The organism is Paraburkholderia sp. Ac-20340, assembly GCF_017104965.1.
Lineage (GTDB): Bacteria > Pseudomonadota > Gammaproteobacteria > Burkholderiales > Burkholderiaceae > Paraburkholderia.
In genome coordinates this window covers 34725-46853 of the sequence record NZ_JAAGPR010000043.1, presented here as the reverse complement: position 1 = coordinate 46853, position 12129 = coordinate 34725, and the positions used below count along the sequence as shown (strand labels likewise).

11 protein-coding genes are annotated in these 12129 nt (G+C 67.7%); 6 read left to right on the top strand and 5 right to left on the bottom strand.

All coding sequences use genetic code 11. The features are described from left to right. The first annotated feature begins 210 nt into the window (after positions 1-210). Together G3N59_RS33190 and G3N59_RS33185 are read left to right on the top strand one after the other, a co-directional pair. On the top strand, positions 211-1971 hold the full coding sequence (locus G3N59_RS33190; protein ID WP_241024678.1) for an isovaleryl-CoA dehydrogenase: 1761 nt from the start codon (positions 211-213) through the stop codon (positions 1969-1971). A 33-nt stretch (positions 1972-2004) separates the two neighbouring features. Continuing rightward, positions 2005-3453 (top strand): coniferyl aldehyde dehydrogenase, encoded by a 1449-nt coding sequence (locus G3N59_RS33185; RefSeq protein WP_205987062.1) that lies wholly within the window; start codon positions 2005-2007, stop codon positions 3451-3453. Between the two features lie 21 nt (positions 3454-3474). Here G3N59_RS33185 and G3N59_RS33180 read toward each other — a convergent pair whose 3' ends face one another. The 5 genes from G3N59_RS33180 to fliE all read right to left on the bottom strand — a co-directional run bounded on the left by G3N59_RS33180 (position 3475) and on the right by fliE (position 6720). Then, a complete protein-coding gene (locus tag G3N59_RS33180) occupies positions 3475-3864 on the bottom strand; it encodes an EscU/YscU/HrcU family type III secretion system export apparatus switch protein (protein ID WP_205987061.1) in 390 nt (129 codons plus the stop codon). Continuing rightward, positions 3861-5348 (bottom strand): flagellar hook-length control protein FliK, encoded by a 1488-nt coding sequence (locus G3N59_RS33175; RefSeq protein ID WP_205987060.1) that lies wholly within the window; start codon positions 5346-5348, stop codon positions 3861-3863. Before G3N59_RS33175 ends, G3N59_RS33180 begins: the two co-directional genes overlap by 4 nt. Positions 5349-5455: 107 nt before the next feature. Next, positions 5456-5788 carry a flagellar protein FliT gene (locus G3N59_RS33170; protein WP_205987059.1) on the bottom strand — a complete coding sequence of 111 codons (333 nt, stop codon included), beginning with the start codon at positions 5786-5788 and terminating at the stop codon, positions 5456-5458. Beyond that, positions 5785-6231 carry a flagellar export chaperone FliS gene (fliS, locus tag G3N59_RS33165; RefSeq protein WP_205987058.1) on the bottom strand — a complete coding sequence of 149 codons (447 nt, stop codon included), beginning with the start codon at positions 6229-6231 and terminating at the stop codon, positions 5785-5787. Before fliS ends, G3N59_RS33170 begins: the two co-directional genes overlap by 4 nt. A 147-nt stretch (positions 6232-6378) precedes the next feature. Then, a complete protein-coding gene (fliE, locus tag G3N59_RS33160) occupies positions 6379-6720 on the bottom strand; it encodes a flagellar hook-basal body complex protein FliE (protein WP_205987057.1) in 342 nt (113 codons plus the stop codon). A 322-nt stretch (positions 6721-7042) separates the two neighbouring features. Between fliE and fliF the strand changes: the two genes are divergently transcribed. From fliF to fliI, 4 genes are read left to right on the top strand one after another with little or no spacing between them, the layout of a single operon-like run. Next, complete coding sequence (fliF, locus tag G3N59_RS33155; RefSeq protein WP_205987056.1) at positions 7043-8839, top strand: flagellar basal-body MS-ring/collar protein FliF; 1797 nt, start codon at positions 7043-7045, stop codon at positions 8837-8839. Further along, positions 8829-9824 carry a flagellar motor switch protein FliG gene (gene fliG, locus G3N59_RS33150; RefSeq protein ID WP_205987055.1) on the top strand — a complete coding sequence of 332 codons (996 nt, stop codon included), beginning with the start codon at positions 8829-8831 and terminating at the stop codon, positions 9822-9824. Before fliF ends, fliG begins: the two co-directional genes overlap by 11 nt. Continuing rightward, positions 9817-10500 carry a flagellar assembly protein FliH gene (gene fliH / locus G3N59_RS33145; RefSeq protein WP_205987054.1) on the top strand — a complete coding sequence of 228 codons (684 nt, stop codon included), beginning with the start codon at positions 9817-9819 and terminating at the stop codon, positions 10498-10500. The genes fliG and fliH overlap by 8 nt, the downstream gene beginning before the upstream one ends. Next, positions 10494-12125 (top strand): flagellar protein export ATPase FliI, encoded by a 1632-nt coding sequence (gene fliI / locus G3N59_RS33140; RefSeq protein ID WP_205987053.1) that lies wholly within the window; start codon positions 10494-10496, stop codon positions 12123-12125. Before fliH ends, fliI begins: the two co-directional genes overlap by 7 nt. The last annotated feature ends 4 nt before the right edge of the window (positions 12126-12129 follow it).

Below are 12129 nucleotides of genomic sequence, written 5' to 3'. Positions count from 1 at the left end.
CTGAAAGGTTCCGGCAAGCATCACAGGGAGCGCCGGAGCATTCTCCAGCCGCAATCGCGGACACTTCATGCGCGGGCGCTTACCAGGCGGCCCGCCGCGCCGCCGCTCCCGCCGCCGATACGAAACACGCGAAACACACGAACCACGCGAACCACGACAACATGACCGGCCGCGCCCGCCCAGGCGCGCCGCCGATGGAGACAGGTCACGATGGAACCGCTCGAATCGATGCAGACCGCAGCGATGGCGCCCGGCACGCACCGCGCCGGCACCACGCACGAAGTCACGAATCAGGCTCCGCCGCTCGTCGATTACAACCTTTTTGCCTGCGACCCGGCGCTGGGCGAAGCGCTCGTGCGCGCAGGCGCCGAGTGGCATCGCGATGCGCTGACGCAACACGGCGCGAAGCTCGGCGAAGCGGCCACGCTCGAACTCGCCGATCTCGCCAACCGCCACGCGCCTGAACTGCACACGCACAGCCCGCGCGGCGAGCGCATCGACGCCCTCGAATTCCATCCGGCCTGGCACGATCTGCTCGCCCTGCTGCGCGCCGAAGGCCTGCACGCGCTGCCGTTTTCGCAGCCGCGGGCGGGCGCAATGGCCGCGCGCTGCGCGGGCTACTTCCTGCACGCGCAGCTTGAATCGGGCTCGCTGTGTCCGCTCACCATGACGTTTGCAAGCATTCCGGTGCTGCAAAACGAACCCGCGCTGTTCGAAACGCTGCGCGACAAGCTCTACACACGCGAGCACGACGCGCGCGACGTGCCGCTTGCGCAGAAGCGCTCGATGATGATCGGCATGGGCATGACCGAGAAACAGGGCGGCTCGGATGTGCGCAGCAACCGCACCGAAGCGCGCCCGGCCGGTGTCGCGAGCGGACGCGGCGCGCCCTATCTGCTGACCGGCCACAAGTGGTTCTTCTCCGCGCCGCAGTGCGACGCGCATCTGGTGCTCGCGCGCAGCACCGAACACGACGCTCTTTCGTGCTTCTTCGTGCCGCGCTTTCGCCCCGACGGCACGAAAAACGCCGTCGTCGTGCAGCGCCTGAAAGACAAGCTCGGCAATCGCTCGAACGCCAGCAGCGAGGTGGAATTTTTCGACGCCTACGGCGTGATGGTCGGCGACGAAGGACGCGGCGTGCCCACCATCATCGAAATGGCGAATTTCACGCGGCTCGACTGCGTGATCGGCAGCGCGGCGCTGATGCGCGCGGCGCTCGTGCAGGCGATTCACCATGCGCGCCACCGCAGCGCGTTCGGCCGCCTGCTCGCCGATCAACCGTTGATGCAGAACGTGCTCGCCGATCTCTCGCTGGAATCCGAAGCCGCCACCGTGCTCTTCATGCATCTGGCGCAGGCGTTCGAGCAAGCCACGCCCGATCGCAACACGGAAGACGACACCGCCCGCATCGCGCGCGCGTGGCGGCGCATCGTCACGCCCGCCGCGAAGTTCTGGGTTTGCAAGCGCGCGCTCGCTTTCACGGGCGAAGCGATGGAAGTCTGGGGCGGCAACGGCTATGTGGAAGAAGGGCCGATGGCGCGCTTTTATCGCGAAGCGCCCGTCAACTCGATCTGGGAAGGGTCGGGCAACGTGATGTGCCTCGACGTGCTGCGCGCGCTGGAGCGCGAAGCCGACGCCGCGCAGGCGCTCTTTCTGGTGTGGCGGCGCGACGCGGCCGGGCATCCGGTGCTGGGCGCGGCGCTCGATCGTCTGTCGGCGCTGCTCAATGGCGCGCCCGGCACGCGCGAAGCCAGCGCGCGGCGCATCGCCCAGCAGATCGTGCTGATCGCGCAGGCCATGCTGCTGCGTGCGGGGCCGCCCGAAGTCGCCGATGCTTTTATCGCCACGCGTCTGGACGAGCACGACGCCGATTGCGGCCGCGTGTCCGGCACCCTGCCCGCGCGCTTCGATCACGCGGCGCTGATCGCGCGCGCCCTGCCCATCGACTATCTGCAGCACACCGCCGCCTGAACCGCGCCCGACGCCAATCTCAAAGGACCGACCATGAAGCACGATCTGCCCGAAGCCGTCGCCCGCGCGAGCGGTGACACCGCCAGCCTGGACACCACGCTCGGCGAGCGCCTCGCGGCGCAACGCGAAGCGTATCTGCGCGCGCCGTTTCCCGCGTGGAGCGAACGCGCACGCCATCTGCGCGCGCTGCGCGACGTGCTGTTCGCGAACCAGGACGCGCTGGCCGATACCATGAACGCCGACTTCGGCCAGCGTTCGAAAGCCGAAGTCGCGCTCGCGGAATTCGTGGTGCTCAAGCAGGAAATCGATTCGGCGCTCAAGCACGGCGCACGCTGGATGCGGCCGCAGCGCCGCCGCGCGGGCAAATGGCTGATGCCGGGCCGCGCACGCGTGGTGCCGCAGCCGATCGGCGTGGCGGGCATCGTGGTGCCGTGGAACTATCCGCTGCTGCTCGGCGCGGGGCCGCTGGTGTGCGCGCTCACGGCGGGCTGCCGGGCGATGATCAAGATGTCGGAGCTGACGCCGCGCACCTCGGCGCTATTCGCGGATCTGATCGCCCAGACCTTCGCTGCCGATCACGTCACGGTCGTCAACGGCGACGCCGCCGTGGGCGCGGCCTTCACCGCGCTGCCCTTCGATCACCTGCTGTTTACCGGCTCGACGCGCATCGGCCACGAAGTCATGCGCGCGGCCGCCGCGAACCTCACGCCGGTCACGCTGGAACTGGGCGGCAAGTCGCCCGCGCTGATCGGCGAACAGGCGCGTTTCGAGTACGCGGTGGACAGCCTGCTGCTCGGCAAGACGCTCAACGCGGGGCAAACCTGCATCGCGCCCGATTACGTGCTGCTGCCGCGCGGCAAGGAAGAGGCGTTTATCGTGCGGGCGCACCAGCGCTTCAACGAGCTTTATCCCGATTTCGCGCGCAACCGCGACTACACCTCGATCATTTCGCCGAAACACTACGAACGGCTGGAGCGTCTCGCCGACGAAGCCCAGGCCGCAGGCGCGCAACTGCACGCGCTCGGGCCTCGCGACGCGGCCACGCGCCAGTTCGCGCCGGTGCTGGTGACGGGCGCGCCCGCGCACACGCAGTTGATGCAGGAGGAAATTTTCGGGCCGCTGCTGCCGATCGTGCCTTACGACTCGCTCGACGAAGCGCTGCGCTACGTGAACGCCCGCGCGCGGCCGCTGGCGCTCTACCTTTACGCCGACGACGCGCAAACCGTCGATCGCGTGACGCGCGAGACCATCGCGGGCGGGATGTCGGTGAACGAAACGTTGATGCATATCGCCGCCGAAGGCCTGCCGTTCGGCGGCGTGGGCGCGAGCGGCATGGGTTCGTATCACGGCTACGAAGGCTTCTGCACGTTCTCGAAGATGAAGCCCGTGTTCACGCAGGCGCGCCTGAACGGGCGGCATCTGATCGCGCCGCCCTACGGCAAGCTGTTCAATACGCTGATTCGCCTGATGCTGAAGTTCTAGCGCGGGGTTACCGGCGCGGCTTCAGCCTGGCAGGGCCGGAAAGCGATAGGCGTGAATCGCGAGCGCCTTGGCGTCGGGCACATCGCCTTGCGTGGATTGCGCGGATTTCGGCGCTTTCGCGGCGTCGGCCTTCGCGCCGCTATCGACGGCTTCGAGCTTGTGCAGCCAGGCGAGCAGTTCCGCCACCGCCTGATAGAGCTGCGGCGGAATCTGCGAGTCCAGATCCACCTGCATCAGCAGCGAGACCATTTCCGGCGCCTCGTGCACATAGAGGCCCGCTTCCTTCGCGCGCTGCACGATCATCTCGGCGACAAGGCCATAGCCCTTCGCGACTACGCGCGGCGCGCCATCGCGCGAAGCGGGATCGTCGTAGGCGAGCGCCGCGGCGCTCCTGCGGTTCGTGCGGCTCATCCGCGCTCCCAGTCGTTCGGATCGGTTGAGTCGGTGGTTGCTGCGGCTGCGGTGGCCGTTGCGGCTTCGGCGGCGTGGTGCTCCGGCGCTGGCGCGGCGGCGTTGCGCGCGTAGGCGTCGGCGGCGCGCGCCGCATCGGCTGCGCTCGCGTGCACCGTGCCACCGCCGATTTCGCGGATCGACAAACCCGCCAGCGCAAGTCCCAGCGCTTCCAGCCGTCCACGCAGCGCTTCGCTGTTGTCGGTGAGACGCTGCGCGCCGCCGGGGCTCGCCTGTACGCGCACCGCGAGCGTTTTGCCCGTGAGCGTCAGTTCGGCATCCACCGTGCCGAGCGACGGCAGCGCCAGCGTCAGGCGCGTGTGCCAGGGCGTGGCGTCTTCGTCGGTGCCGCGGCCGCCATTGCCGGGGTCGCGCGGATCGTATTCGTCCGGTTGAATCGTCCAGTCGAGGCGCACGCCCGGCCAGGCTTCGCCGGTCCAGCGGAATTCGCCGGTGGCGAGCAGATCGAGCTGCTGACGCACCAGCGGCAGCAGCGCTTCATGCACGCCTGCGCTCGCGCCCGCGCCGCCCGGCGTATGCACGGCGGGCAGCAGCGTGTCGCCGAGCAGAGACGTCGCGTGACCGCGCGCGGCTTCCTGCGCGAAGGCGGCATTGGTTTCGGCGCCGCGCGACGTGCCGGGCGCCTGCTGCGCCGCATTCGCCGCTGCGCGCGCGCCCTGCTGGGCGGCGTTCGGCAGTTCGGTCCAGAAAACGTCGTCGATGTCGTCGGGCGACGACGCCCAGTCGAGCGGCAATTGCGCGCCGCCGCCGGTGAGGCGGTTCTGGGGTTCGTCGGCGAGATCGCCCGGCGTGCGCTGGCCGCGCAGCCATTGGGCCAGATGCGATTCGTAGAACAGGCCGCTTTGCGCCACGGTCTGCGCGAGCGAAGCCGCCAGCGCCGCTACCGGCCCGGCCTGCGCCGCGAGCGCGACGCCCGCGGCGCTCTGGGTGTTTTGCGCGCTTGCAGCGTTCGCGGCGTTGGTCGTGTAAGTTGCGTTGGCGGTATCGGCAGCATCCGCGCCGTCCTGCGCCGCGCCCACGAGCCCGGCCTGCGCCTCGACTTCCGCGAGCAGCGCCGCTTCCAGCGCCTGCGCGGCCGCGCTGGCCGGATTCGTCAGCCCCGGCAACGGCAGGGATTGCGCGTCGGCGCCTGCATCGGCTGCATCGGGATCGCTCCACACCGGCGCGCGGCCAACCACGGCGGGCGTGGCCTCGCCGCCGGAGCGGATGATCGCGTCGAGCGCCAGCGCCACCGCCGACAGCACGGTCTGCGCCGACGCCTGCGGCGTATCGACGCTCTGCGCGTCGGGCAGCGCGATGGCGCCGCCCGCGAGCGCGGATACGCCCGTCTGCGCGGTGCCGGCGCTGCTCTGCGCGCCGGTCGGCCCCAGCGCGCCTATGCGGCTCGCGAGCAGCGACGCGGCGCTGGTGTCGATTCCGTTCATGCGGAGCGTGGGCCTGGTATGGCGCCGCGCGCCCCCGCTATCACGGGTGGCGGCGCGGCATTTTTTGTTTGCGGGGTGGTGATCGGGTTACCTGACCCAGCGCGTGTTCAGCGCGCCCCGTACATCTCCTGCAGCACCCGGGCGGGTTGCGCGGTGCCGTGAAAGAGCGCCGACAGGCGCGCCATGCACGGACTCGCGAGATCGCGGATTGCTGCATCGTCGGCCAGGATCTGCCGGATCAACTCGAACTTGCGCGCTCTTTCGTCGGTGGTCAGCCGCACGCCGAAATCGGCGTTCTTGAGCGCGTCAACGAGGTGCCGGTATTCCTCCTGGAGGCCAATCAACTCGTTCCAGTGCGAATCGCGTGCGGCGCAGAGCATTTGCCCCGAGACCGTCGCGATCGCTTCATAGCGGGCGAAGTAGTCTGCTTTCGAACTCATCTCGTCAATGAACCGGACGATGGTCCGGAGGCCTGTGCGGCCATCCTTGCCACTTCCGGCGCAATCCCCAACCAGGCTTCCTCGAGCGTTGCCAGCAGGCCATCGACTTCGACCAGCATGGACTCGCTCTGTTGAATGTTCGCTTCCAGCAAACGTCGCGTCATATAACTGTAAAGTCGATTCAGGCGCTGGGCGATTTCGCCCCCTGCTTCGACATTCAACGCCAGCTGTAGCCCGCTTTCGACGATCCGGATCGCCTTTCCGATCGCCTCGCCACGCGGCCCCACGTTGCCCATCTGCATATGCATGCGGGCTTGTGCAATCGCCTTGCGCGCACCTTCATAAAGGAGCGCGATCAGCTTGTGCGGACTCGCGCCCATCACCCCCGTTTCGACACCGACGCGTGCATAGGCGTTGGCTCCAGACTGGGTAGCGGAAAACATCAGCGCTTCTCCTTCGAACGTGCGGCTGTGGATACGGTGCATCCGGCCCTTTGCAAGAGGCATGAGCCGGTTCTAGCCGTGTTATCGGAAAAAGAAGGGCGAAGCTTTAATGGGCGTGTCGGGGTAAGCGCGTAACAGCTCCTTTCCTTACACCTGAATCTGCATGATGTCGGTGTAGGCGGAGACCAGTTTGTTGCGCACCTGCAGCCCGAACTGGAAGCCGATATTGGCCTTCTGCATGTCGACCATCACGTCGTTGAGCGAAATGTTGCTGGCCCCCAGCTCGAACGCCTGCGACTCGCCGACGGCCTTTTGCTGGTCGCCGCTGATCTTGTCGATCGACGCCTTGAGCGCCGAGGCGAATTCGCCTGCGGTCGCCGCTCCCGAGCTGCCGTCGGCGGCCGCGGCAGCCGATGTCCCTGCCGCCTGCGTGGCCATCGCCTGCATCTGCGCGAGGGCCGACGTGAGTGGGTTGACTGGCACAGTCATGTTTGCTCCACGAGAAAAAGGGTGTGCTTTGGCGGGCGTCGGCTCCGATCTGGGCCCTGCCACTCGTGCGGCCCCGGTCCGGCCCGCACGGTGAGCTTTTGATCGCCCGCCAGGACCCGGTCTGCATACACATTTCCGAGCCTGCCGAGAGCATATCAGCGGGGTATTTTCGATAGCCCCGAAACTAGGGGGAAAACCCGGCTCTATTCGCGCAATCGGGTTGTCACCGGCCCCGGATAATCCCTGTCGTGAAAGTCTCCGTCGTGGGCGTCTGATATAGGGCCGCGGCGGGACATGCAAGTCTCCCGGAGATACCCGTCGCATGGATTCGTCTGCCAACTCTTTGATCAACCCCGACGCCCGCATGGGCCTCGCTACCAGCGGCGCTGCCACAGGCGCAGCCGCGGGCGGCGCCATGCCTGGCGGCGCGGACGACCTGGGCGGCGGCTTCGCGCAGCGCCTTGGCTCGCTGTCGTCGCTGCGCAGCGTGCGCGGCAACCCGCGCGCCCCGCTCATCATCGCCGTGGCCGTGCTGGTCGCCGTGGTCGCCGGTCTGATCCTCTGGTCGCGCGCGCCCGACTACAAGGTGCTCTACAGCAACCTGTCGGACCGTGACGGCGGCTCGATCATCACCGCGCTGCAGGCCGCGAACATTCCCTACAAGCTGTCGGAAAACGGCAGCGCGATCCTGGTGCCGTCCGACCAGGTCGGCGAAATGCGTCTGCGTCTGGCCCAGCAAGGTCTGCCCAAGAGCGGTTCGGTCGGCTTCGAGCTGATGGACAACCAGAAGTTCGGCATCAGCCAGTTCGCCGAGCAGGTGAACTACCAGCGCGCCCTCGAAGGCGAGCTAGAGCAAACGATTCAGTCGATCCAGAGCGTGAAGTCCTCGCGCGTGCATCTGGCCATTCCGAAGCCTTCGGTGTTCGTGCGCGAGCGCGAAGCGCCGTCGGCGTCGGTGCTCGTGAACATGTATCCGGGCCGCGTGCTCGACGACGGCCAGGTGGCCGCGATCACCCATATGGTGGCCTCGGCCGTGCCCGATCTGCCGGTGCGCAACGTCACCGTGGTCGACCAGGACGGCAATCTGCTCACGCAAAGCGCCACCAGCGCGGGTCTGGACGCTTCGCAGCTCAAGTACGTGCGTCAGGTCGAACACGACACGCAGTCGCGCATCGACCAGATCCTCGCGCCGCTGTTCGGCTCGGGCAACGCGCGCTCGCAGGTGAGCGCCGACCTCGACTTCTCGCATCTGGAGCAGACCTCCGAGAACTACGGCCCGAACGGCAACCCGCAACAGGCTTCGGTGCGCAGCCAGCAGCAGAGCATCGCCACCGATTCGTCGCAGGCGAACGCGGGCGGCGTGCCGGGCGCGCTGTCGAACCAGCCGCCGCAGCCGGCTTCGGCGCCGATCGTCGCCCCGGCGGGCGCCAGCGGCGCAGCCGCCTCGACGCCGATCTCGGATCACCGCGACACCACGACGAACTACGAGCTCGACAAGACCGTGCGCCACTACCAGCAGGCGGCGGGCGATATCAAGCGCCTGTCGGTGGCCGTGATCGTGAACTATCAGCCGAAGGTCGACGCCAAGGGCCACGCGACGATGCAGCCGCTCGACGCGCAAAAGCTCGCCCAGGTGGAGCAGCTGGTGAAGGACGCGATGGGCTACGACCAGAAGCGCGGCGACTCGGTGAACGTCGTCAACGCCGCCTTCCAGCAGGACGTCGATCCGAACGCCAATCTGCCGTGGTGGCGCCAGCCGGACATTCTCGCGCTCGCCAAGCAGGTCGCGACGTGGCTCGGCATCGGTGCGGTGGCCCTGTTCCTGTATTTCGTGATGGTGAAGCCGGCGCTGCGCCGCGCATTCCCGCCGCCGGCGCCGCCGGCTGCCGTTTCGGCGCTCGGTGTCGACGCTGGCGAGCCGATGCTGCTCGACGGTCTGCCGCAGGTCGAGAAGATCGAAGGCACGGGCGGCGAGGTCGAAGGCGATCCGGGCCTGCTGGCCCTCGAAAACGAGAAACACAAGTTTGAACGCAACCTGGAATTCGCCCGCAGTATCGCGCGCCAGGATCCGAAAATTGTCGCAACCGTTGTCAAGAGCTGGGTGAACGATGAGCGCTGAAGGAGCCGTCAAGAGCGCACTGCTGCTCATGTCGATCGGCGAGGAAGAGGCCTCTCAGGTCTTCAAGTTCCTCGGGCCGCGCGAAGTGCAGAAGATCGGCGCCGCCATGGCCGCGCTGAAGAACGTCAAGCGCGAGGAAATCGACGTCGTGCTGCAGGAGTTCGTCAAGGAAGCGGAGCAGCACACGGCGCTCTCGCTCGACTCGAACGACTACATCCGCAACGTGCTGACCAAGGCGCTGGGCGAGGACAAGGCCGGCGCCGTGATCGACCGCATCCTGCAGGGCGGCGATACGAGCGGTATCGAAGGCCTGAAGTGGATGGATTCGGGCTCGGTCGCGGAACTGATCAAGAACGAGCACCCGCAGATCATCGCGACGATTCTCGTGCACCTCGACCGCGACCAGGCGTCGGAGATCGCTTCGTGCTTCACCGAGCGTCTGCGTAACGACGTGCTGCTGCGTATCGCCACGCTCGACGGCATCCAGCCGCAGGCGCTGCGCGAACTCGACGATGTGCTGACCGGCCTGCTCTCGGGCAGCGACAACCTCAAGCGCAGCCCGATGGGCGGCATCCGCACGGCCGCTGAAATTCTCAACTTCATGACGAGCCAGCATGAAGAAGGCGTGATCGAGAACGTCAAGCAGTACGACGCCGAACTCGCGCAGAAGATCATCGACCAGATGTTCGTGTTCGAAAACCTGCTCGACCTCGAAGATCGCGCGATCCAGCTCCTGCTCAAGGAAGTGGAGTCGGAATCGCTCATCATTTCGCTCAAGGGCGCCCCGCCCGCGCTGCGCCAGAAGTTCCTCGCGAACATGTCGCAGCGTGCCGCGGAACTGCTCGCCGAAGATCTGGACGCCCGCGGTCCGGTGCGCGTTTCGGAAGTCGAGACGCAGCAGCGCCGTATCCTGCAGATCGTGCGCAATCTCGCCGAGAGCGGTCAGATCGTGCTAGGCGGCAAGGCGGAAGACGCGTATGTCTGACGAAGCCACCCGCGAGTCGGCGCGCGCGCGCTCGGCGTATCAGCGCTGGGAGATGGCGTCGTTCGACCCGCCTCCCCCGCCGCCGCCGCCGCCCACGCCCGACGAGGAAGCCCTGTTCGCGGCCCAGTTGCAGCGTCTGCGCGACGACGCCCATCAGCAGGGCCTCGCGTCCGGCCATGTGGCGGGCCAGGCGCTCGGCTATCAGGCCGGTTACGACCAGGGCCAGAAGCAGGGTTTCGAGCAAGGGCTCGAACTCGCGCGCGCCCAGGCGAACCAGCTCGCGCAACTGGCGCAGCGTTTTTCGGACGCGCTGCAGACCGTCGAAGCCGGCGTGGCGGAAACGCTCGTCGATCTGGCGATGGATATTGCGCAGCAGGTGGTGCGCCAGCACGTGCAGCACGACCCGACGGCGCTGCTGGCCGCGGCACGCGAAGTGCTCGCCCATGAGCCGCAATTGATCGGCTCGCCGCAACTCGTGGTGAGCCCCGCCGATCTGCCGGTGGTGGAGGCGTATCTGATGGAAGATCTGCAGGCGCGCGGCTGGACCGTGCGCACCGACGCCACGCTCGAACGCGGCGGCTGCCGCGCCCAGGCGGCGACGGGCGAAACCGATGCGGGCATCGCAACACGCTGGGAACGCGTGTCGGCGGCGCTCGGCAAGGCGCGGCCATGGTAAATCCGACGCTTCATCAGACCGTGCAGCAGGCGATCCACACGGGCGGCCTGACGCCGCTCGAACAGGAACTGGCGCTGGCGTCGTTCGGGCCCGCGGCCCATGACCCGGCGCAAACCGCTGCCGTGCTGGTGAACGACGAAGAAGAAGCGCAGGCGAGCGATACCGCCAGCGCAGAAGGCGAAGGCGCAGCCGCCGAGCCCGCGCCCTACGTGCCGCCCGCGAATTACGACCCGAACAATCCGCATCACGCGGTCTGGAACGCTCACCTGAACCGCGTGCGCGCGCGCAATGAACTGGCGCTGCCGCTGCGCGGCTGCGGACGTCTGACGCGCGCGGCCGGCCTCGTGCTCGAAGCCGTGGGCCTGCGCCTCGCCGTCGGCGCCGAAGTGATGATCGAATTGCCGCCGGGCAGTTCGCTGCCGATGGCCGAAGCCGAAGTCGTGGGCTTTGGCGGCGACAAGCTGTTCCTGATGCCGACCACCGAAGTCTCCGGCCTGTTGCCCGGCGCACGCGTGTGGCCGCTGGAAAGCGCGCCGATCGCCGATCCGATGGCGGGCGCCAAGCGTCTGCCGGTCGGCTGGGGCATGCTCGGCCGCGTGGTCGACGCGTCGGGCAAGCCGCTCGACGGCCTCGGCCCGCTCAATACCGAAGCCGACGCGCCGCTCACCGCGCCCGTCATCAATCCGCTGAACCGCGAGCCGATTCACAAGGTGCTCGACGTGGGCGTGCGCGCCATCAACGCGCTGCTGACCGTCGGGCGCGGCCAGCGCATGGGCCTGTTCGCGGGCTCGGGCGTCGGTAAATCGGTGCTGCTCGGCACCATGGCGCGCGCGACCAGCGCGGAAGTCATCGTGATCGGCCTGATCGGCGAGCGGGGCCGCGAAGTCAAGGAATTCATCGAGCAGATCCTCGGCGAGGAAGGGCGCGCGCGCTCGGTCGTGGTGGCCGCTCCGGCCGACGTTTCGCCGCTGCTGCGCATGCAGGCGGCCGCTTATACGACGTCGCTGGCCGAATACTTCCGCGATCAGGGCAAGCACGTGCTGCTGCTGATGGATTCGCTCACGCGTTACGCGATGGCGCAGCGCGAGATCGCGCTGGCGATCGGCGAGCCGCCCGCGACCAAGGGTTATCCGCCTTCGGTGTTCGCCAAGCTGCCCGCGCTCGTCGAGCGCACCGGCAATGGCCCGGAAGGCGGCGGATCGATCACGGCTTTCTATACTGTGCTGACCGAAGGCGACGACCAGCAGGACCCGATTGCGGACTCCGCGCGCGCGATTCTGGACGGCCATATCGTGCTCTCGCGCTCGCTTGCGGAAGCGGGGCACTATCCGGCCATCGACATCGAAGCGTCGATCAGCCGGGCGATGACCGCGCTGATCGACGACCAGCATCTGAACCAGACGCGTGCGTTCAAGCAGATGCTGTCGCGCTATCAGCGCAACCGCGACCTGATCAACGTAGGCGCTTATGTAAGCGGACGCGACGCCGTGCTCGACCGGGCGATCCAGTTGTATCCGCGTATCGAGGCATTTTTGCAGCAGGGTTTCCGCGAAACGGCGGATTATGACCAGAGCGTCGGCATGCTTGGCGCGCTGCTTGGCAATGGCGGACCGGGCCGCGCGTAAAGCC

Bases quoted from the DNA above. Each gene is read 5' to 3' on its own strand.
- G3N59_RS33190 (WP_241024678.1), top strand. From the start codon at position 211: ATGGAACCGCTCGAATCGATGCAGACCGCAGCGATGGCGCCCGGCACG.
- G3N59_RS33185 (WP_205987062.1), top strand. From the start codon at position 2,005: ATGAAGCACGATCTGCCCGAAGCCGTCGCCCGCGCGAGCGGTGACACC.
- G3N59_RS33180 (WP_205987061.1), bottom strand. From the start codon at position 3,864: ATGAGCCGCACGAACCGCAGGAGCGCCGCGGCGCTCGCCTACGACGAT.
- G3N59_RS33175 (WP_205987060.1), bottom strand. From the start codon at position 5,348: ATGAACGGAATCGACACCAGCGCCGCGTCGCTGCTCGCGAGCCGCATA.
- G3N59_RS33170 (WP_205987059.1), bottom strand. From the start codon at position 5,788: ATGAGTTCGAAAGCAGACTACTTCGCCCGCTATGAAGCGATCGCGACG.
- fliS (WP_205987058.1), bottom strand. From the start codon at position 6,231: ATGTTTTCCGCTACCCAGTCTGGAGCCAACGCCTATGCACGCGTCGGT.
- fliE (WP_205987057.1), bottom strand. From the start codon at position 6,720: ATGACTGTGCCAGTCAACCCACTCACGTCGGCCCTCGCGCAGATGCAG.
- fliF (WP_205987056.1), top strand. From the start codon at position 7,043: ATGGATTCGTCTGCCAACTCTTTGATCAACCCCGACGCCCGCATGGGC.
- fliG (WP_205987055.1), top strand. From the start codon at position 8,829: ATGAGCGCTGAAGGAGCCGTCAAGAGCGCACTGCTGCTCATGTCGATC.
- fliH (WP_205987054.1), top strand. From the start codon at position 9,817: ATGTCTGACGAAGCCACCCGCGAGTCGGCGCGCGCGCGCTCGGCGTAT.
- fliI (WP_205987053.1), top strand. From the start codon at position 10,494: ATGGTAAATCCGACGCTTCATCAGACCGTGCAGCAGGCGATCCACACG.